At 45.1% G+C, this 22,014-nt stretch carries 19 protein-coding genes; 14 read left to right on the plus strand and 5 right to left on the minus strand.

What is annotated here, in order from left to right:
- Nucleotides 1-45 precede the first annotated feature (45 nt).
- From L4C35_RS17570 to L4C35_RS17580, 3 genes are all read left to right on the plus strand, one after another.
- Nucleotides 46-498 (plus strand): DNA polymerase III subunit chi, encoded by a 453-nt coding sequence (locus L4C35_RS17570; RefSeq protein WP_428464117.1) that lies wholly within the window; start codon nucleotides 46-48, stop codon nucleotides 496-498.
- A gap of 28 nt (nucleotides 499-526) precedes the next feature.
- The gene (locus L4C35_RS17575) at nucleotides 527-3,400 is read left to right on the plus strand and encodes a valine--tRNA ligase (RefSeq protein WP_428464118.1); all 2,874 of its coding nucleotides are present in this window, start codon (nucleotides 527-529) and stop codon (nucleotides 3,398-3,400) included.
- A 194-nt stretch (nucleotides 3,401-3,594) separates the two neighbouring features.
- The gene (locus L4C35_RS17580; RefSeq protein ID WP_428464119.1) at nucleotides 3,595-4,008 is read left to right on the plus strand and encodes a DUF2061 domain-containing protein; all 414 of its coding nucleotides are present in this window, start codon (nucleotides 3,595-3,597) and stop codon (nucleotides 4,006-4,008) included.
- Between the two features lie 18 nt (nucleotides 4,009-4,026).
- Here the strand turns inward: L4C35_RS17580 and L4C35_RS17585 are convergent, their stop codons facing one another.
- Complete coding sequence (locus L4C35_RS17585; RefSeq protein ID WP_428464120.1) at nucleotides 4,027-5,025, minus strand: M48 family metallopeptidase; 999 nt, start codon at nucleotides 5,023-5,025, stop codon at nucleotides 4,027-4,029.
- Between the two features lie 435 nt (nucleotides 5,026-5,460).
- Here L4C35_RS17585 and L4C35_RS17590 point away from each other — a divergent pair, with 435 nt between their 5' ends.
- Nucleotides 5,461-6,366: a bifunctional helix-turn-helix transcriptional regulator/GNAT family N-acetyltransferase gene (locus L4C35_RS17590; RefSeq protein WP_428464121.1), complete on the plus strand. Its 906-nt coding sequence runs from the start codon at nucleotides 5,461-5,463 to the stop codon at nucleotides 6,364-6,366.
- Nucleotides 6,367-6,447: 81 nt separating this feature from the next.
- Here the strand turns inward: L4C35_RS17590 and rraB are convergent, their stop codons facing one another.
- A complete protein-coding gene (gene rraB, locus L4C35_RS17595) occupies nucleotides 6,448-6,849 on the minus strand; it encodes a ribonuclease E inhibitor RraB (RefSeq protein ID WP_048899478.1) in 402 nt (133 codons plus the stop codon).
- A 541-nt stretch (nucleotides 6,850-7,390) separates the two neighbouring features.
- On the opposite strand from rraB, the gene L4C35_RS17600 reads away from it, so the two are divergent.
- The 10 genes from L4C35_RS17600 (at nucleotide 7,391) to L4C35_RS17645 (ending at nucleotide 18,082) form a co-directional block, all read left to right on the plus strand.
- A complete protein-coding gene (locus tag L4C35_RS17600; protein WP_428464122.1) occupies nucleotides 7,391-7,609 on the plus strand; it encodes a hypothetical protein in 219 nt (72 codons plus the stop codon).
- A gap of 168 nt (nucleotides 7,610-7,777) precedes the next feature.
- On the plus strand, nucleotides 7,778-9,223 hold the full coding sequence (locus tag L4C35_RS17605) for a YfcC family protein (RefSeq protein ID WP_428464123.1): 1,446 nt from the start codon (nucleotides 7,778-7,780) through the stop codon (nucleotides 9,221-9,223).
- A 1,091-nt stretch (nucleotides 9,224-10,314) separates the two neighbouring features.
- Nucleotides 10,315-11,535, plus strand: a complete 1,221-nt coding sequence (gene arcA, locus L4C35_RS17610; protein ID WP_428464124.1) for an arginine deiminase — start codon at nucleotides 10,315-10,317, stop codon at nucleotides 11,533-11,535.
- An 86-nt stretch (nucleotides 11,536-11,621) separates the two neighbouring features.
- Complete coding sequence (gene arcC / locus L4C35_RS17615) at nucleotides 11,622-12,533, plus strand: carbamate kinase (RefSeq protein WP_062691832.1); 912 nt, start codon at nucleotides 11,622-11,624, stop codon at nucleotides 12,531-12,533.
- Nucleotides 12,534-12,657: 124 nt separating this feature from the next.
- A complete protein-coding gene (gene argF / locus L4C35_RS17620) occupies nucleotides 12,658-13,668 on the plus strand; it encodes an ornithine carbamoyltransferase (protein WP_428464125.1) in 1,011 nt (336 codons plus the stop codon).
- A 477-nt stretch (nucleotides 13,669-14,145) separates the two neighbouring features.
- On the plus strand, nucleotides 14,146-15,075 hold the full coding sequence (gene pyrB, locus L4C35_RS17625; protein ID WP_428464126.1) for an aspartate carbamoyltransferase: 930 nt from the start codon (nucleotides 14,146-14,148) through the stop codon (nucleotides 15,073-15,075).
- Between the two features lie 16 nt (nucleotides 15,076-15,091).
- The gene (gene pyrI / locus L4C35_RS17630; protein ID WP_048899472.1) at nucleotides 15,092-15,556 is read left to right on the plus strand and encodes an aspartate carbamoyltransferase regulatory subunit; all 465 of its coding nucleotides are present in this window, start codon (nucleotides 15,092-15,094) and stop codon (nucleotides 15,554-15,556) included.
- Between the two features lie 216 nt (nucleotides 15,557-15,772).
- Nucleotides 15,773-16,807 (plus strand): S1 family peptidase, encoded by a 1,035-nt coding sequence (locus L4C35_RS17635; protein WP_428464127.1) that lies wholly within the window; start codon nucleotides 15,773-15,775, stop codon nucleotides 16,805-16,807.
- A 240-nt stretch (nucleotides 16,808-17,047) separates the two neighbouring features.
- On the plus strand, nucleotides 17,048-17,542 hold the full coding sequence (locus L4C35_RS17640) for an arginine repressor (protein WP_084711813.1): 495 nt from the start codon (nucleotides 17,048-17,050) through the stop codon (nucleotides 17,540-17,542).
- 153 nt (nucleotides 17,543-17,695) lie between these two features.
- The gene (locus tag L4C35_RS17645) at nucleotides 17,696-18,082 is read left to right on the plus strand and encodes a Rid family detoxifying hydrolase (protein WP_048899471.1); all 387 of its coding nucleotides are present in this window, start codon (nucleotides 17,696-17,698) and stop codon (nucleotides 18,080-18,082) included.
- Between the two features lie 57 nt (nucleotides 18,083-18,139).
- Here the strand turns inward: L4C35_RS17645 and idi are convergent, their stop codons facing one another.
- From idi to parC, 3 genes are all read right to left on the minus strand, one after another.
- On the minus strand, nucleotides 18,140-18,676 hold the full coding sequence (gene idi, locus L4C35_RS17650) for an isopentenyl-diphosphate Delta-isomerase (RefSeq protein ID WP_428464128.1): 537 nt from the start codon (nucleotides 18,674-18,676) through the stop codon (nucleotides 18,140-18,142).
- A 102-nt stretch (nucleotides 18,677-18,778) separates the two neighbouring features.
- Nucleotides 18,779-19,501 (minus strand): 1-acylglycerol-3-phosphate O-acyltransferase, encoded by a 723-nt coding sequence (locus tag L4C35_RS17655; RefSeq protein WP_428464129.1) that lies wholly within the window; start codon nucleotides 19,499-19,501, stop codon nucleotides 18,779-18,781.
- A gap of 163 nt (nucleotides 19,502-19,664) precedes the next feature.
- Entirely contained in the window at nucleotides 19,665-21,932 is a 2,268-nt protein-coding gene (parC, locus tag L4C35_RS17660) for a DNA topoisomerase IV subunit A (RefSeq protein WP_428464130.1), read from the minus strand.
- Between the last annotated feature and the right edge of the window lie 82 nt (nucleotides 21,933-22,014).

Genomic DNA, 22,014 nt, shown 5'->3' on the forward strand with positions numbered 1-22,014 from the left:
TAGAACAAGGGCCTAAGGGCCCTTTTCTTTTAGCGAGTAAACACGATGACTCATGCTACATTTTATATACTTGAAGACACCCATTTAGCCACTGATAATAACTATCAGTTGCACTTCGCCTGTCATCAAGCAGCATGGAGTTATCAGCAAGGTCAAAAAGTCTATATTCTTGCCGAGAGTAAAGACCAAGCAGAACAGATAGATGAATACCTTTGGCAACAAGAGCCCGATAATTTCGTGCCCCACAATTTGATTGGTGAAGGCACTCGCGGTGGCTCTCCAGTTGAAATTGGTTGGCAAGGTCTTCGTCATACTGGTCGTCGTGGTGTCTTGATTAATTTAAGCCCAGATGCACCAAATTTTGCGGTTACCTTCGCACAAGTGATAGACTTCGTGCCTTGCGACGAAAAACTCAAGCAGCTAGCACGCGAACGCTATAAAGCTTATCGGCTAAATGGCATTCAATTGCAGACAATCGCTGCCCCTGAGACGCCCTAATTCCCATATAGATCCTTCTAAGAGCGCTATGGAAAAGACATACAACCCACAATCAATTGAACAGGCGCTATATCAGCGCTGGGAAGAGGCTGGTTACTTTAAGCCTCACGGTGACACATCTAAAGATGCTTACAGCATCATGATCCCACCGCCGAACGTCACGGGTAGCCTACACATGGGCCACGCGTTCCAGGATACCATTATGGATACCCTGATCCGTTGTGAGCGTATGAAAGGCAAAAATACCCTTTGGCAAGTCGGTACCGACCACGCAGGTATCGCAACCCAAATGGTTGTGGAGCGTAAGATTGCAGCCGAAGAAGGCAAGACTAAACACGACTACGGCCGTGACGCTTTCATCGACAAAATCTGGGAATGGAAAGCGGAGTCTGGCGGTAACATTACCCAACAGCTTCGTCGCCTTGGTGCATCGGTAGACTGGGATCGTGAACGCTTCACGATGGATGACGGCCTATCCAATGCAGTACAAGAAGTATTCGTACGTCTTTACGAAGACGACCTTATCTACCGTGGTAAGCGTCTAGTTAACTGGGATCCTAAGCTACACACTGCGATCTCAGATCTAGAAGTTGAAAACAAAGATAAGAAAGGCCACATGTGGCACTTCCGCTACCCGCTTGCGGACGGCGTGAAAACAGCCGACGGCAAAGACTACATCGTAGTCGCTACCACACGTCCAGAAACCATGCTGGGTGATACAGGTGTTGCTGTTAACCCTGAAGATCCGCGTTATCAAGATCTGATCGGTAAAGAAATTCTACTGCCTATCGTCGGTCGTCGTATTCCAATTGTTGGCGATGAACACGCTGATATGGAAAAAGGCACAGGTTGTGTGAAGATCACCCCTGCGCACGACTTCAATGACTATGAAGTAGGTAAACGTCATAGCCTGCCTATGATCAACATCCTAACTTTCAATGCAGACATCCGTGATGCGGCTGAAGTTTTCACCACTAACGGTGAGCCAAGCACAGCATACAACACAGATTTACCAGCGAAATACCACGGTATGGAGCGCTTTGCAGCACGTAAAGCTATCGTCGCTGAATTTGAAGAGCTTGGTCTACTTGAAGAGATTAAAGATCACGATCTAACCGTACCTTACGGTGACCGTGGTGGCGTTGTTATCGAACCAATGCTAACTGACCAATGGTATGTACGTGCTGCACCTCTTGCAGAAACGGCAACCAAAGCCGTAGAAGATGGTGAGATCCAATTCGTACCTAAACAATACGAAAACATGTACTTCTCTTGGATGCGTGACATTCAAGACTGGTGTATCTCTCGTCAACTTTGGTGGGGCCACCGCATCCCAGCTTGGTACGATAACGAAGGCAATGTATACGTTGGCCGTACAGAAGAAGAAGTACGTGCAAACAACAACCTTGCACCTGTTGTTGTCCTACGCCAAGACGACGATGTACTGGATACATGGTTCTCATCAGCATTGTGGACATTTGGTACACAAGGCTGGCCTGAGCAAACACCCGATCTTAAAACCTTCCACCCGTCTGACGTGTTGGTAACAGGTTTTGACATCATCTTCTTCTGGGTTGCTCGCATGATCATGATGACCATGCACTTCTGTAAAGATGAAAACGGCAAACCACAAGTACCATTCAAAACCGTTTATGTTACTGGCCTTATCCGTGACGAAAACGGCGACAAGATGTCGAAGTCGAAAGGTAACGTTATCGACCCAATCGACATGATTGACGGCATCGGCCTTGAAGAGCTAGTAGAGAAGCGTTGTGGCAACATGATGCAGCCAAAACTAGCGGCTAAGATCGAAAAACAAACGCGTAAAACGTTTGAAAATGGCATTGAAGCATACGGTACGGATGCACTGCGCTTTACCCTAGCTGCAATGGCATCAACCGGTCGTGATATCAACTGGGACATGAAGCGCCTAGAAGGTTACCGCAACTTCTGTAACAAGCTATGGAACGCAAGTCGTTACGTGCTAATGAACACAGAAGATCAAGATTGTGGCATGACAGCTGATCTGACTAACGCTGCTGAGATGGAATTCTCACTGGCTGACAAGTGGATCGAGTCTCAATTTGAGCTAGCAGCAAAAGATTTCAACGCACACATCGAGAACTACCGTCTTGATATGGCAGCGGGCACAATCTACGAGTTCATCTGGAACCAATTCTGTGACTGGTACCTAGAGCTAACGAAACCGGTTCTATGGAAAGGCACTGAAGCACAACAACGTGCGACACGCTACACCTTGATCACTGTGCTAGAGAAGACATTGCGTCTTGCTCACCCTGTACTGCCGTACATCACAGAGTCAATCTGGCAGAGCGTGAAGCCATTAGTGGCAGGCGTTGATGGCGAAACCATCATGACGCAGGCACTGCCTCAGTTTGAAGAAGCAAACTTCAACGCTGATGCTGTTGCTGATATCGAGTGGGTGAAAGCCTTTATTACTAGCATTCGTAACCTACGTGCTGAATACGATATCGCGCCAAGCAAAGGCCTAGACGTCATGCTGAAAGTGGCAGACGAGAAAGACGCTACACGCCTTCAAGCAAACAGTGTGGTTCTACAATCACTGGCGAAGCTAGACAGCATTAAAGTGTTGGCTGATGGTGAAGCAACACCAGCATGTGCTACGTCTCTTGTTGGTAAGTCTGAGTTAATGATCCCAATGGCGGGTCTTATCGATAAAGATGCAGAGCTAGCGCGTCTAGACAAAGAAGTCGCTAAGATCCAAGGCGAAATCAAACGCATCGAAGGCAAGCTAGGTAACGAAGGTTTCGTTGCTAAAGCCCCTGAAGCGGTTATCGCGAAAGAGCGTGAAAAACTAGAAGGCTACCAAGAAACACTGGCTAAACTAGAAACGCAAAAAGTAACGATTGCTGCGCTGTAAGCCATACAGCACAAGCGTATAAATAGCATTAAGCCCGACGATAACTCGTCGGGCTTTTTTTGATCACGATAATCCCTCATCAAGCTCTTCACTTTAAATCAATAGCCACTAGCTATCAAAACAATAAAAACAATCGAATTTAACTATGAAAGTAAAAAGGAAATAATGACGGCATAAAGAATGAGGACACCACCATGAAAAAGACCATTAGCTTTGCCGCAATTCACTTTACCGTTGCCTTTACTGTTGCTTACCTACTGACAGGTGACATTTTGATCGGTAGCCTGATTGCGATGATCGAACCTATGGTTAACACGGTGGCGTTTTACTTCCATGAAAAAGCATGGCAAACCAAGGCGCTTAAACAGTCTCATTACAGTGCGCCTGCAAGTAAAACGATCAGCTTCGCTGTTGTTCACTTCACCGTTGCCTTCACCGTGGTTTACCTATTAACAGGCGATATCTTGATCGGTAGCGTGATGGCAATGATTGAGCCTGCTATCAATACCCTAGCCTACTATTTTCATGAACGTGTATGGCAGAACAAAGAGCAAAAGCAGAGCCAACCAACGTCTAACCTCTTCGAAATAATGCTTTGCCAACACTAAGCTTTTCATCAATATGAATTACTCGCCCAACCTTTCCACCCGAGTTTCGAGTGCAGGATGAGTATTGATCCACTCTGGTAACTCATTCGCGAGGCCATTCGGCGTCATAAAAAGCTGTAACATTTGCTGCATGGGTTCTGTTGTGCCATATAAATCCAGCATCGACCTTACCGCAAATTCATCGGCTTCCAACTCGGCCTTTCGTGAATAGCCTTGCATCACAAAAAACACGCCCGAGCCGTTAAAAGTATCAATCAGTTCAGCATGATCATCCGTTAATAGCGCAACGGATGTTGAAAGTAACGTCGACCGCACTATCGATTTCATCACATGCTGGTGCTGAATATGCCCCAGTTCATGTAGCAAGATGCTGTCTAGTTGCTCTGGGGTTTTCGCTAATGTAACCAAGGCATCAAATACCACAATTGAGCCATCACTCAACGCTAGCGCATTGGGTCTTGCGTGCCAACGACGAAAACGGAGCTGTGGTTTAACGGGCATAGGCGGTAATTGTGCCACCATAGTTTGAAACCGTTGTTTCATTAGCGCTTGCTGCACCATACTCAATTCTGTCGGGGCCAAAGCCTTTTCATCAAGTGTCTGCAACACATGCTGGCCCACTCGAACAGAGATATCCTGAGGCAAAGCTTTAACAATACCACTGGTCAACCACGGTAGACCATGAGTAAAAAACAAAGCAAATAACAGCCCCATCAGCACTAATCCACTCGCGATAATAGGAAGGTAACGCTCAATCCAGTGTAACCAGGTCCGTTTTCTTGCTTTCAACACCCCTTCCAACAATAAAGAGTTGTAAGGTATGAATTGCGAGCCATCAGGAAAAGCAAGGCGGATAGGTAAACGCCCCAAGGGTTCACTGATATTCACCACCTCTAATGGCATGACATGATGCCCTTGAGCTGTGCTTAACTGAAGCCGCCCTTCAGACAATAGCATCACACTCGCCGCCTGCTTTTCAGTACTACGTGGAGGATGGCAAAAGCCTCTGATGATCATCTCGTCCCCCTTTTAGAGTCACAGCCTTCAACCTCAAACATGCTTACTGCCTGTGGTATATTCATAATCCAATCACGACTAAGTTCACGGACTTGGCCATCATCAACCCGAACTCTATTCTCACTATTCACAGCCCGCTTCGTCTCTCTATGCGTTGTCCTGCAGCGAATTTCGACAAGTCATCTGATTGAAATATCAGTAAATTGTCTGCACATCGCCACATTATCTGCTGAGCTAACAACGTTTAAAAATAAAAAACCAGATCTGAATAATGACACCCTATAACCCGCTAATAAGTGCTTATCGGTAATATTGGAAGATAGATCTCGATGTTTGTCGATAATGGAAAATAAAAGGCATAAGCGAACAAATATTGACATGGTTGCGGTGCGCAATTAAATTTGGTTGTATATCGCAACCAACAAGGGAAGGTTTATGCAACCACAACATCTTCGTCAGTTATCACGACAACTTGTTCGCCAGTTAGGGATGCTTGATAGCCATTGCGGCTCATTCAAACTCACTCCCGTTCAAGCACATACGCTGATAGAACTAGAAAAAACGCCTTGTACTGTTAGTCAGATGGCTGAAAAACTCAATGTTGATAAATCCAATGCAAGCCGTACTCTCGCCATTTTGTTGAATCTCGGGTTAGTACAAGCAACCAGTAATCCAGATGACAAACGTAGCCAGTTGTCACAACTCACAACAGCAGGCCAGCAAACACTCACGGCGCTGCACCAACAATTGAATCAGCAGGTGCAAGGTATTTTAGATCAAATGGACTGCGATGAAATTAATCAGCTTGAAAGCAGCTTACATCGCTATTCACGTTCAATTAGCGCGGTAGATAAACAGCAAGACGTTATTGTACGCTCGCTCACACCGAGTGATGATCCTTCGGTAGCTGCTGTTATTCGCCGCGTATCAGCGGAATATGGTTTAACCGAAGATAAAGGGTATGGCGTCGCCGATCCGACATTGGATAGCATGCACCGCGTCTATGCCGAGGCTAAAAGTCATTACTGGGTGATCGAGCAAGATCAACGGATTTTAGGCGGTGGTGGTGTCGCGCCACTGGCTGGCTCAGACAATTTGTGCGAATTACAAAAAATGTACTTTCTGCCGCAATTACGCGGTAAAGGACTCGCGCGCATGTTGGCAGTGAAAGCGCTGAAATTTGCCCGAGAACAAGGCTATAACGGCTGCTACTTAGAAACTACGGCCAACCTCAAAGAAGCCATTGCCTTGTATCAGTCATTGGGGTTTGTTGTTATTCCGCATGCGTTAGGCAATACCGGGCATGATGCCTGCGAAGTCCGAATGCTAAAAACCTTCTAGCCATTATTAACATCATTAATTTCAGGTATAAAAAAGTCGGCCAATAAGCCGACTTTTCATACTTAGAACAGCAAAACGCGATTACTCGTCGTCGTCTTCACCGTCTTCGTCTTCATCTTCACCCGACTCGAAGTATGTACCCCAGCCGTCGTAATCAATGTTGTGTTTTTCAGCAAGCTGAATCATTTTTTCAGCTTGTTCGTCAATTAGTTCTACTTTTAGTGCTGATTCCATTACGGCATCAAAACAAACAACTTTACCACCACCATCTTCAGGCGCCAGTTCAAGTTCTTCTGCTTCCATCACCTCGTAGCCCATCTTGAATGCTTCTACAGCCGCTGCTTCAAGCTCTTCAAACGTATCTGCTGAAAAGTGGTGCTCAATAGTGTAAAGCGCTTCAGGCTCGCTGCCATCTTCTAAGATAGCGGCAATAATTTCGCGAGTCTCTTCCTTCTGCTCTTCAATCAGTTCTGCATAAGACATGGGGTAACTCCAACTATGGAATAAATTTGCTGGCAAATATCGCATGGATTTAGACGAATTACCATCCTGTTAATGTTACGAGAAGGTAAAATTGATTTTAATCAAAAATATTGTCGATTTATTATTGCACTAAGCCGCCTAAGTCCCAATTTAACGAGTGAATAAAGTTTCAACTTATGCAAAACACCCCAAACCAGTGAATGCGTAATTAAAAAGAAAAAACGCATAAGAAAACGGAGATGTTATAAAACCTAGGCATAATTTATCGGTTTTATGCGGTCTTTAGGCTAAAAATTAACATTCTGATGAATATTTACCCTCTTATAGCACAACACCAAAAAACATATTCATCCATTAATTAATGGGAAATACCCCAACACACAAAGTGTGTGGTTATTTCCGCCAAAATGGCCTTCTGGAAAAGTGTGAACGGCTGCAAAGTTACCTATTTAGTAGCAGATTACAATCACTGCGTCCAAAGAGATATGACTCGGTGGCAACAACCAACCGGGCACTATATAAAATAAAGAGAGATACGATCATGAGTAAGTTCACTATCGATACAGGAGCACGCAACGTCCGTCGACGAAGTCAACTCCACCGTTCTCGAAGAGCGCTCACTCCATTCACCCACTCTGACCATAGTGTGCCGTTGCCTTTCGAGGTATTGGTTAACGATAAAGGGGTGACTGAGCGTTACGCGCCCAAAGTCATAACTTCAATAGCCGATAACCATTTCGCTTCGACGTTACCCAATTAAGTAACTCAAGCAAACGTGGTTGTGTGTAACAACACACACCAAGCTAACTTCCAATAACACGTTTTACTGAACGCTACTGTTCAGGGAGCCCTTTTGCGCCTACATCATTGTTCGGCGTACTGGATCACACCCATACACCACCACAAATATGGGTGCAAGGAGATAAAAATGACGACTCAAACGGTACAACAAGAAGAGAAAGGCGGCTTCTTTGCCAACTTTAAATTCCCTTCTGCCTACACCATCCTGTTCGGCCTCATTGCGTTTGTCGCACTGTTAACCTGGATTGTTCCAGCGGGTCAGTATGAGCGCGTAATGAATGAAGATCTTGGCAAAGAAGTGCCAGTAACGGGCACCTACCACGCAGTAGATAGTAACCCTCAAGGCGTTATTGATGTACTTATCGCACCGATTGATGGCTTCTACGATCACAATACTTACGAAGCTGCTGCAATCGATGTTTCACTATTCATTCTTGTTATCGGTGGCTTCCTTGGTCTAGTGACTAAAACAGGTGCTATCGATGCGGGTATCGAACGTGTAACTGCTCGCTTACAAGGGCGAGAAGAAATGATGATACCTATCCTGATGGCATTGTTTGCTGCGGGCGGTACTATCTACGGTATGGCGGAAGAGTCACTACCTTTCTACACCCTACTTGTTCCAGTAATGATGGCGGCACGCTTTGACCCAGTCGTAGCAGCAGCAACTGTACTACTTGGCGCTGGTATCGGTACGCTTGGTTCAACCATTAACCCATTCGCAACAGTAATCGCAGCAAACGCCGCGGGTATCCCATTCACAGACGGCATCATGCTTCGTGTTGCTATGCTGGCTATCGGTTGGGTAATTTGTGTTGGCTACGTAATGCGTTATGCAAAAATGGTTCGTGCTGACAAAACTAAATCTATCGTTTACGACAAATACGAAGAGAACAAAGCACACTTCCTAGGCAACCAGTCTGGCGAAATGTTGGAGTTCACTACAACACGTAAAATCATTCTTGCTATCTTCGCTGCATCATTCGGTATCATGATTTACGGTGTATCTGTTGCGGGTTGGTGGATGGCTGAAATTTCAGGCATGTTCCTAGCGTCAACAATCATCATTGGTCTGATTGCTCGCATGAGCGAAGAAGAATTCACGTCAAGCTTTATCGATGGCGCACGTGACCTACTTGGTGTTGCACTTATCATCGGTATCGCACGTGGTATCGTGGTAATCATGGACCGCGGTATGATCACAGATACAATTCTGTTCGCAGCTGAAAGTGCTGTAACAGGTCTGTCTTCTATCGTGTTCATCAACGTAATGTACTGGTTAGAAATCGTTCTTTCATTCCTAGTACCTTCTTCATCTGGTCTAGCTGTACTAACCATGCCTATCATGGCACCACTTGCTGACTTCGCAGGCGTGAGTCGTGACCTAGTAGTAACGGCTTACCAATCTGCATCAGGTATTGTAAACCTAATGACCCCAACATCTGCGGTTGTTATGGGTGGTCTGGCTATCGCACGCGTTCCTTACGTTCGCTGGGTAAAATGGGTAGCACCGCTACTAGGTATGCTAACTGTACTTATCATGATTATGCTAAGTGTGGGCGCAATCCTTTAAGCAATACTGGCTTTATCTTCATCCCCTCCAAACCGCCTTCGGGCGGTTTTTTTATAACCCCCTCCATTTTATGCCTCCCTCCCCGCTTCTTTGCCATCTTTGCATCACCATGACATCACTACTCGTTATCATGCCCATAACGCCGCCTAGGTCAGCGTCCTGTTAGCTTCCTTTCCCCCCTTCTGCGGTAGCACTATTTTGCTGAGGGCAATTAATCTATAGCCCTACTGACTTACAGACTTATTTGCCTACAATTCTACTTATCTGAAGGCCTGCTTTCCTGAGCTCCTATTAACCAATAGCCCTACCATTTGGCGTTCGCAATACACTATCTAACTCACAAGAGTAAGCCCCGTTCCTATTTAATCCCCTCACAACCAATGCTGCTATTACATAATTATCCTCACACGAGAAATTAATGCTCTGCTTTTAAATAGTCGTTGTAATAAATAATTACCAAAAACGGCAACTTATACACCACAAAATAAAACAACCAACTGTGGCAGTATTAATATTTACTTACATCATCATGACAGCAATATTACCGACCTAGTAGAAAGCAGCCCTCGCAATATTAATAACAATCAATATAAACAGAGTAAATTAAAGCTATTTACAGAATGTTTTAAAATTACAAAAACAGTTTTAGATCAAATTAAAAGAAAAAGTTTTGTTACCAACAGATTAACAAACCCATGTTTTTTAGATAGACAGCCATTTTATGTGCATAAGATTGTATTTTAAGCATCAAACCTTCGACATAAAAAATGCATAAAGTCTCCACAAAAAAACCAAAACACATAAGAAACAACAAGATAAAACAACAAAGACGTGCATAAACCCACTTAAACAACATAAATTCCCAGCCATGAAAACTAATAACAAATGCATTGAAAATGTTAAAAAAATAGCGAGATAAGTTATTTTGTTATTATATAAAGTGTGACAAACCTCTAAGACTAATACCCCGTTAAGAGTAGAATGATTCACAACAAAGGAGAGCAGGGAAATAAACAAACGTTGGTTTCCCCGCCATAAAATAAATAAAGCCAACCGGATTTAGTTGGCATATTAAATAGAGAGATACGATCATGAGTAAGTTCTACGTAGGTTCTGAAATAGGTCAACTACGCCGCGTTCTAATTCACCGTCCAGAACGTGCGCTGACTCACCTAACTCCATCAAACTGTCACGATCTACTATTTGATGATGTATTAGCGGTTGAGCGCGCTGGCCAAGAACACGACGTATTTGCTAACACACTACGTGAGCAAGGTGTTGAAGTAATGCTTCTTGGTGACCTACTAGCAGATACGCTAGAAGTGCCAGAAGCGAAAGAATGGCTTCTTAACACGCAAATCTCTGACTACCGCTTAGGTCCAGCATTCGCAAATGACGTTCGCTGCTTCCTAGCTGACCTTCCTAGCAAAGAATTGTCTTCTATTCTTCTAGGCGGCCTAAGCTACGCTGAGCTACCAATTAAATCTTCTTCAATGATGCAAGGCCTACACGCATCAAATGATTTCATCATTGAACCATTACCAAACCACCTATTTACTCGCGACACATCTTGCTGGGTATACGGCGGTGTTTCAATCAACCCAATGGCTAAGCCTGCTCGTCAACGTGAAACAAACCACGTTCGTGCAATCTACCGTTGGCACCCAACCTTCGCTGGCGCAGATTTCGTTAAATACTTCGGCGACGAAGAGAAAATCTACGACAACTCTACAATTGAAGGCGGCGACGTTCTAGTTATCGGTAAAGGCGCAGTTCTTATCGGTATGTCTGAGCGCACAACAGCACAAGGTGTTGAGCAACTAGCATCTAGCCTATTCAAACACGGCGAAGCGAAACAAGTTATCGCGATGCAACTACCTAAGCACCGCTCTTGCATGCACCTTGATACAGTAATGACTCACATGCGTGAAGATACATTCTCTGTATACCCAGAAGTTGTACGTAAAGACGTTCAATGCTGGAGCCTAACAGGTGACGAGTCTGGCGCTGTTAAGATTAAAGAAGAAGGTTACTTCGTAACTGCAATCGAGAAAGCACTAGGCGTAGATAAACTAAACCTAATCACAACTGGTGGTGATAGCTTCGAAGCAGAACGTGAGCAGTGGAATGATGCGAACAACGTATTAACTGTTAAACCTGGTGTTGTTGTTGGTTACGAAGGTAACACTTACACCAACGAAAAATACGACAAAGCTGGTATCACAGTTCTTCCAATCCCTGGAGACCAACTGGGTCGTGGTCGCGGTGGCGCACGCTGCATGAGCTGCCCAATCGAACGTGACGGCATCTAAGCAATAGTCTTTCACTAGACAATGCTCAGACGGTTAGCCGGTAACGCTATCGGCTAACCACTTTAAAACCAAGAGAGAATAATCCCATGACTAAGCAAACTGTTGTTGTTGCATTGGGTGGTAACGCACTACTTCGTCGCGGTGAGCCATTAGAGGCTTCAACCCAACGAATCAATATCGCAAAAGCTGCACAAACTATCGCGGCTATCGCAGAAGAATACAACGTGGTGTTAGTACACGGTAACGGCCCACAAGTTGGTCTACTAGCACTTCAAGGTTTGGAATACAAAGCTGTAAATCCATACCCACTAGATGTACTAGGTTCAGAAACACAAGGCATGATCGGCTACATGCTGATGCAAGAGCTGAAAAACCTACTACCAGAACAACACGTTTCATGCATGTTGACGCAAATGACTGTAGATCCAGCGGATCCAGCATTTATCGACCCAACAAAACCTATCGGCCCTGTATACCAAGAAGCCGAAGCGCGTGAACTAGCAGAAAAATACCACTGGACAGTAAAACCTGACGGCGAATACTTCCGTCGCGTAGTACCAAGCCCACAACCAACCGGTATCGTAGAAGACGATGCAATCACAGCACTGATTAAACAAGGTCACCTTGTAATCTGTACTGGTGGTGGCGGTATCCCAGTGAAGAAAGTCGACGGTAAATTAGTTGGCGTAGAAGCTGTAATCGACAAAGACATGTCAGCAGCCTTCCTAGCGAAACAACTTGAAGCTGATGCACTGTTGATTCTGACAGATGCACAAGCGGTATTCCTGGATTGGGGCAAGCCAACGCAAAAAGCATTGAGCAGCACTACTCCAGCAGAATTAGCGAATTACGAATTTGATGCAGGTTCTATGGGACCGAAAATCGAAGCGTCATGTGAATTCATCAATCAAGGTGGCAAATTAGTAGGTATCGGCGCTCTAGAAGACGGCCTACGCATCCTGAAAGGTGAAGCTGGTACGAATATTATTTCAGAATAACAAAATAGTTATTCACAAAAACCCAATAATACGATAAACAATAGATACTACTTACCGACAGCGTAACCGCCAATTACTCGGCCGCTGTCGGCAGAGAGATACCGATTCTTAAAAGGAAATCATCATGGCTTTTAATCTTCGCAACCGTAACTTCCTAAAATTACTAGACTTCACTCCACGTGAAATTCAACACATGCTAGAACTAGCCGCTGAGTTGAAAAAAGCGAAATACAACGGTTACGAGCAGCCTCGCCTAACGGGTAAAAACATTGCGCTTATCTTTGAAAAAGCGTCAACTCGTACTCGCTGTGCATTTGAAGTTGCTGCATACGACCAAGGCGCTAACGTAACTTACTTAGGCCCATCTGGTTCTCAAATCGGTTACAAAGAATCAATGAAAGATACAGCACGTGTTCTTGGCCGTATGTACGATGGCATTGAATACCGTGGCTTCGGTCAAGACATCGTTGAAGACCTAGGCGCATACGCTGGTGTTCCAGTATGGAATGGTCTAACTGACGAATTCCACCCAACTCAAATCCTAGCTGACTTCCTAACTATGCAAGAGCATGGTCGTGGCAAGCAACTACACGAAATGACTTTCGCTTACCTAGGTGACGCTCGCAACAACATGGGTAACTCACTAATGGTTGGTGCTGCTAAAATGGGTATGGACATCCGTCTAGTTGCTCCTAAAGCATTCTGGCCTGAAGAAGCACTTGTTGCTCAGTGTCGTGAAATCGCTGAAGAAACTGGCGCTAAAATCACAATGACTGAAGACGTTCAAGAAGGCGTTAAAGGTTGTGACTTCCTATACACTGACGTATGGGTATCTATGGGTGAAGCGAAAGAAGCTTGGGCTGCACGTATCGACCTAATGATGCCTTACCAAGTAAACATGGACATGATCAAAGCAACTGGCAACCCACATGTTAAATTCATGCACTGCCTACCTGCATTCCACGGTGAAGACACTGTAGTTGGTAAAGAACTAGCTCAAGAATACCCTATGCTTAAAGACGGCGTAGAAGTGACAGATGAAGTGGTTGAGTCTAAGCACTCTATCGTATTCGACGAAGCTGAAAACCGTATGCACACCATCAAAGCAATCATGGTTGCAACACTAGGTCAGTAATCGACTCTCTTGAGTTTTTATTCTGAACGAATAGTAAAGCTCTTATAATTAATGCCAACCTTCGGGTTGGCATTTGCATTTATGGTACGGTAAAACTGCATAGCCGCACTGAATGTCCCCCTCCAAAAAAGCTAAATTTTCAGCAAGTTACCCCCTCACCCACCCATGAAAAATATGCAGCAAAATATGCATAAACTCCCATTAAATGAATAGTTTACGCAAACGCTTGCGCTCGCAAAAAATGGGCGTATAATCCTTCGCAATTTGTCTAAACAGAGATGGAAAATGATGACTATCCTTCAGCAAAATTTGCTAAAGACGCGCCGAAAAATGGCGTTAGTTGCGTTTTTCATTATTTCTGTTTTTTATAAAAAGAGCCTCCTTTTTTAAGGGGGCTTTTTTTTGTCTGTTTTTTACTAAGAAAGAGAGCAGACAGTGTTTCGTTCGTATATTGAATCAACAGAAGGGAAGAGAGCCATGGCGAATTCGCTGTTCCAAAAGCACATCATTTCCATACCGGAATTAAACCGCAGTGAACTAGAACTGATTGTTGAAACGGCTGGTAAATTGAAAGCAGAGCCAAATCCAGAACTACTGAAAAATAAAGTCGTTGCTAGCTGCTTCTTTGAACCATCAACCCGTACTCGCCTATCATTTGAAACGGCAGTACAGCGCCTAGGTGGCACAGTAATTGGTTTCGATAACGGTGGTAATACATCGCTAGCGAAAAAAGGTGAAACGCTGGCTGACTCAGTACAAGTGATTTCTTCATACGTTGACGCTTTCGTCATGCGCCACCCACAAGAAGGCGCTGCACGTCTAGCCTCTGAGTTTTCAAACGGTGTGCCTATCGTTAATGGCGGTGACGGTGCTAACCAACACCCAACACAAACCTTGCTAGACCTGTTCTCTATCTTCGAAACCCAAGGGCGCCTAGACAATCTTAACGTCGCGTTCGTCGGTGATTTAAAATACGGCCGTACCGTACACTCACTAACACAAGCACTATCGAAGTTCGATAACATCAACTTCTTCTTCGTGGCACCAGAAATCCTAGCGATGCCTGATTACATCTGCGAAGAATTAGATGAAGCCGGTATCAACTACAGCCTGCACGCCACCATGGAAGAAGTAATTCCTGAGCTAGACGTGCTTTACATGACTCGTGTACAAAAAGAGCGTTTCGACGAATCTGAATACGCGCACATGAAAGCGGCTTACATCCTAACAGCACCTATGCTGACCGAAGCGCGCGACAACCTGAAAGTACTGCACCCACTACCACGTGTGGATGAAATCACAGTCGATGTCGACAAAACGAAGCATGCTTACTACTTCGAGCAAGCAGAGAATGGGGTTTACGCCCGTGAAGCCCTACTGGCACTTGTACTAAACGAACAACTTTAAGCAGGAGAGCGCAGTCATGACTAAAGAAACTCAACTACAGGTTGAAGCAATTAAGAACGGTACTGTTATCGATCACATTCCTGCGAACGTTGGCATTAAGATTCTTAAATTGTTTCAAATGCACAAAACTAACCAACGTGTCACTGTTGGCTTAAACCTGCCGTCTTCGGCACAGGGTGCAAAAGATTTAATTAAAATCGAAAACGTCTTTATCAGTGAAGACCAAGCAAACCAGCTTGCGATGTACGCACCGAAAGCAACGGTTAACCAAATCGAAAACTACGAAGTCGCGAAGAAACTAAGCCTGACACTGCCAGAGCAAATCAATGCGATTTTCGAGTGTCCGAACAGCAACTGTATTACTCACGGTGAGCCTGTTGATAGCAGCTTTAAAGTGATTAATAAAAATGAAGACGTTCAGCTTAAGTGTAAATACTGCGAGAAAGTATTCTCACGTGAAATCATGACTGAACGCCGCTAAGACATTTTTGCATCGCTAAGCCTTGTATTAAGACTTGGCTTTGGTGCTCAAATAACAAGAAAGCCTGCTCACAAATGAGCAGGCTTTTTTATTCTCATTTCTACCGCAACGCCACTTTGTCGCTATGGCTAGTTTGTTAAAAGCAGCCCACGATAACATCAACATCTCGTCTTTACGTGCTGGCTGCCCATAACAATAATTTATAGGCGTACGGCAATGGCACAGTTAACTTCACCTACAATCAAACATTACGGCAAAGTCTTGCTTACCACACTCTTGGCGATCTCGTTAACACAGTGTATCGCGAGCAATGGCAGCGTCGAACATACTCACTCACATGAAGCCAATAACATGGTGGTGATCGGTGTCCCTATGTTGCTGGGAGGCTTTGGCTCTTCGGTGCCCATCAACGAGCAATATCACATCACCGCCAAACATGTTGCACAGCTGTCGTGGGATCTTGATGTTATTCATCACCCCTATTGTGATTTATCGTTAGTGCGCTCACGTACCTCGGCAGAAGCTATCCCACAATGGGGGCTGATCTATCCCGATCAAGCAGTCAGTCACCAAGGACACTCGCTACTAGGCACCACGATAAAAGGCGAAGGCAAATACTTACAAGACGTACTCGATACCAACAGTAAGTGCTTATATTCGTTAAGTGATGCCCCGAGTATGTCAGGCATGAGCGGCGGCCCTGTTTTTAATGCACAAGGGCAAATCGTTGGGATCACTGTTGCGATCCTCGATAACCCAGAAGATATCCAAAATTTACGACAAGCAGAACGGTATACCCAATTTGTTCCTGCAACGTTAATCTTTGATTGGTTAACCCAATTAGGCGTTGATACCGCCTACGCCAGCCCAGATCTTGCCAACATTCAAGTCGCGCCCTATATCAAACACATTAATACCCCTCACGAATTGCGAGGAAATCGTGCAGAACTAACCGCAACCACTCGTCAACCAACACTCAATCAAATACATAATGATGAAGAAAACACCAGCGCCACCGTCTCTGTTTTCAATCATTACGCCGTCGTACAACACCCTTTAGCTTCGTCGCGCACCTCTTCGTCACCCAGCGTGCTGACACCACAAATAACAGGGGCTCACGACAGTCAAAGAACAACCACTAATTCACAACAAAAACAGGGAGATAAACCACAAAAAGAACAAATAAAAGCATTCCCAAAGACAAACAATAAGCTAATGAATGAAATAGGATTTCAACCTACCTATTGGTAGTGCAACCAGTTCATTATTTTGGTGACTAGGGTCAAACAAACGATACGATCTTACTGGTATGATTCTTGTGCAAGATTATGCAAGGCTTGAATAATCTGGCACACAAAATCCCATAACAAATAAAAGTAACGATTCAGCTCGCTAATGCTGTTGACCTTGCTACACCAACAGACAAACGCTCTGCGCTGAATAGCTACAAGATACGATCTTTGTACCTACTAAAATAAAAAGGAGTTGCCCGTGAATGGATACGAATTACACGGCGCGCTAGAGTTGAGTGCATCTGACGAAGACATCATGACAGCATGTAAGCGTCTATTGCAGCAGCAAAGCTTTTCTACCCAAGATGATATTCGCCAAAGCTTGATCGACATGGGTTATACCGATGTCAGCCAATCAACCGTGTCACGCCTGCTTTCACGTATGGGCGTAGCCAAAGTACCTAATGCCTATGGCAAAAAGGTCTATTGCTTAACGGTTGAAAACGAACCAGTACAAGTGGGTTCTTCAATCGCATCACAGATTGAATTTATCACTCATAACCAACTTGTCGTGGTGGTAAAAACACACCCAGGTGGTGCACAATTGGTAGCGCGCTTAATTGATGTCCAGCCACATGCTGAAATTCTAGGTACCGTTGGTGGCAACGATACCGTGATGGTGGCACCGAAAGACATCAATCGCATTGATGAGTGTGAGAAAGTGGTCAAAACACGTTTAGGGATCCCTGCCTAAATTACCTTTCTCGATTGAAAATCTTTGACCTCAAGCAGTGAGAGTTGCTAGCCTCTAGACTCTCAACTGCTCAATACCAAGCAGCCTAACGGTGAGTGCAGCATGATGGCATGCCGCTTGGTATTTACTTTGATACTTATTTAAGGATTTTCAATGACTCAAGTTCTACACACCGAACAAGCACCAGCAGCAATTGGCCCTTACGTACAAGGTGTTGACCTAGGCAACATGGTACTGACTTCAGGTCAGATCCCTGTTAACCCTGAAACAGGCGAAGTAGCAGAAGACATTGCAGCGCAAGCTCGTCAGTCACTAGACAATGTAAAAGCAGTGGTTGAATCTTCAGGTCTTAAAGTGGCTGACATTGTTAAAATGACAGTATTTGTAAAAGATCTAAACGACTTTGCCGCGGTTAATGAAGTGTATGGTGCATTCTTTGATGAGCACAACGCCCCTTACCCTGCGCGCTCTTGTGTTGAGGTTGCTCGTCTACCTAAAGACGTGAAAATCGAAATTGAAGCAATTGCGGTTCGTAAGTAATGCTCAACACTCATAAAAAAAGCTGCCGATGGCAGCTTTTTTTATAAGTCTAATTAGCTATTGCGTCACATGCGCCAATACAAGTTGCCACACTTGTGGAAACCACGCGGTAAAATTAGCAGGCTTGTCCGCTAAAGCGGTAACCAACTCAGATTCAGGCCACCAGTGATACGCCATCACTTCATCCTCACTCGGGTTAATATTAACTGGGCCACAGTTAGCAATAAGCACATGATCGAGCTCGTGCTCTATCAAGCCATTATCAAGCTCTGCACGGTATAAAAATGTGGCGATGTCTTGCAATGGGATAAAATCCGTAATCCCCATCTCTTCATCAAGGCGGCGAATAGCCGCAGCAATAAAAGACTCACCTTGGCGAGGGTGCGAACAACAAGTATTGGTCCACAACCCACCACTGTGATACTTCCCTAACGCGCGTTGATGCAGCAGATACTCTCGCTCTTCTTGACCATCGCGATACAAGAGTACTGAGAATGCTAAGTGCAACTGACCGTCGTAGTGTGCCTGCATTTTCTCTTGTAACCCAATCGGCTCACCTGCTGGTGTCACAAGTACCACTTGCTCTTTTTTCATACGACAGCCTTACCAAATCATTACGTCTATTTTTTATTTTAAAACAAAAGAAAAAGGACAAGCTAAAAGCTCATCCTTTTCATTGTACAGAGACAAAACAGCTTATGCGGTGCGCTGTGCAACCTCAGCATTCAACTGTTCAAGCTTGTCTTTCATTTGATTACGACAAGACTCAGATAAGCCACGTACATCTTCTTTGGTCAAACCGTCAGTCGACACTGGCGCCATAACTTCAACAATCACGACACCATTATCCCAACGGTTCAGCTTCACGTTTTCCGTCGAGCTACACACAATAGGGACCACAGGTACATTTGCACCAATAGCAGCATGAAAAGCCCCCGTCTTAAATGGCAATAAACCACGACCACGAGAGCGTGTGCCTTCAGGGAACATCCATACCGATACATTACGTTGTTTGATCTTTTCAACGATCTGGCCAATGGTACCGACCGCTTTGCTGCGGTTGGCACGGTCAATCAAAATATTACCGGTGATCCAGTACAGCTGACCGAACAAAGGCATCCACACCAAGCTCTTTTTACCGACCGTCACGGTGCGTGGCATGATAGCGCCAGAGACAGTAAACAGATCGTAGTTATTTTGATGGTTTGCTATATATACGCTGGAGCCCACACCTTCAGCGCCATCAGCATAGCGAACTTCAAGTTTGATCCCTAAGATACGTGCCATTTTGCTAAATTGGCGGCCACAGGTATATACGTGTGTCGGATTACGAGGGCTTAATAGGCAATAGCCACAGCCAAATACAAACATGAGTACGGCAAAAAGTGCCATGGCAATCATGCGGAACAACAATATCATTGATATCTCCTCAGCGTACAAGCGTTCGCTAGTATACTTAGGCAACAGGAAATTACACCTTCTTTTCAGTATCAATCAGAAAAAACAAAGCCCTCATCACTGAGGGCTTTATGACTGTTCTAGTACGAGTCGCTAGGTGCGATGTATTACACCGTACACAATATTACTCATCGCTGGTATTGGCGTCAGGTGCTGAAATTTCCATCTCAGTCACGCGCTGCAAGCCACGCGGTAACATCGCACCACGACGACCACGCTCACCGCGGAAATTATCCAAATCCGATGGTTTCAAACCAAGCTTTCGCTTACCGGCATGCAGAGTGATGTGGCTATTGGCTGGCAAGATGATCATGTGTGCCACCATTTCCTCACGCGCTTTGGATCGAGCTGCTGGAATGTTGATGATCTTATTACCTTTACCCTTGCTAAGCTGTGGTAAATCTTTGACAGGGAACATCAACATGCGCCCTTCATTGGTGATCACCAATACATCATCGCTATCAAGATCTGTGACCGGTTGTGGCGGTAACACCAAAGCACTTTCAGGTACAGTAAGTAGCGCTTTACCATTACGGTTCTTCGATACCATGTCGCTGCCTTTACAGATGAAGCCGTAGCCCGCATCTGAACTCATCAGCCACATTTGCTCATCTTCAGACATCAGCACTTGGCGTACATGGCTGCCCGCCGTCAAGTTCAAGCGACCGGTAATTGGCTCCCCCTGACTACGTGCCGATGGTAATGAGTGCGACTCAAGCGCATAGCTACGCCCGTCAGTCCCTAAGAAGACAGCTGGTTGGTTACTCTTACCTCGCGCGTGCGCTAAGTAATTATCACCCGATTTATAGCTCAGCGTTGATGGGTCAACATCATGGCCTTTGGCATGACGGATCCAACCTTTATCTGACAGTACCACTGTGATAATTTCACTAGGGATCAAATCACGCTCTGTCAGTGCTTTCGCTTCTTCACGCTCAACCAAAGGTGAACGGCGATCATCGCCATATTTTTCAGCATCGGCAATGAGCTCTTTTTTGATCAAGGTGTTTAAGCGACGCTCAGAACCCAGTAGTTTTTCTAGGTAATCACGCTCTTTGGCTAACTCATCTTGCTCTGCACGGATTTTGATTTCTTCTAACTTCGCCAATTGACGCAGTTTGATTTCCAAAATCGCATCCGCTTGAATCGCGCTTAAATCAAAACGCGACATCAATTCAGCTTTAGGGTTCTCTTCAGTGCGGATAATCTCAATCACTTCATCAATGTTGAGGTAAGCCGCAAGTAAACCTTCAAGAATATGAAGACGAGCCAACACTTTGTCTAAACGGTATTGCAGACGACGACGCACGGTTGAGCGACGGAATTCAAGCCACTCGCCAAGGATTGTTACCAACCCTTTGACCTGTGGACGTCCATCAAGACCCAGCATGTTCAAGTTCACACGGAAGCTTTTCTCAAGATCGGTCGAGGCAAACAGGTGATTCATCAACTGATCGCAATCAATGCGGTTAGAGCGCGGTACAATCACGATACGCGTTGGGTTTTCATGATCAGACTCATCACGTAAGTCTTCAACCATCGGCAACTTTTTAGCGCGCATCTGATTGGCGATTTGCTCAAGCAATTTCGCACCAGAGGTTTGATGTGGCAAGGCAGTGATGACAATCTCACTGTTTTCTTTATGCCAGATCGCACGCATTTTGATACTGCCTTTACCCGTGCGGTATAGCTTACTCAAATCGCTCTTAGGCGTAATAATTTCCGCTTCAGTTGGGTAATCAGGGCCTTGAACAAAGCCCATTAGCTCATCAAGTTCAGCTTTCGGGTGATCAATCAAATGCACCACAGCATTCGCCACTTCGCGGGCATTATGCGGTGGAATATCGGTTGCCATACCCACGGCAATACCGGTTACACCATTCAATAGAATATGAGGCAAACGTGCTGGCAGCATTTTTGGTTCGTTCATGGTGCCATCAAAGTTTGGCACCCAATCTGCCGTACCTTGGCCTAGCTCTGCCAGCAGTACTTCAGAAAAACGCGATAAGCGCGATTCGGTATAACGCATTGCAGCGAAAGATTTCGGATCATCCGGCGCACCCCAGTTACCTTGGCCGTCTACTAGCGGGTAACGGTATGAGAATGGCTGGGCCATTAATACCATCGCTTCGTAACATGCCGAGTCACCATGCGGGTGGTACTTACCTAATACATCACCGACGGTACGCGCCGATTTTTTGTATTTAGCGGTGGCCGATAAACCCAGCTCTGACATCGCGTAAATAATACGGCGCTGTACAGGCTTAAGGCCATCACCTATGAAAGGTAAAGCACGATCCATGATTACGTACATGGAATAATTGAGGTAAGCGTCTTCGGTAAACTTCCTTAGCGGAAGCTGTTCAACGCCGTCCATTGAGACATCAGTCATCGTCGGTAATCCGTTTCAATCTTACTTTGAAGGCTGGTAAGCACTATGCCACCAGCCTCCATCATTCGTTATTGGGGTAACC

Source organism: Photobacterium kagoshimensis (assembly GCF_050337045.1).
Lineage (GTDB): Bacteria > Pseudomonadota > Gammaproteobacteria > Enterobacterales > Vibrionaceae > Photobacterium > Photobacterium kagoshimensis.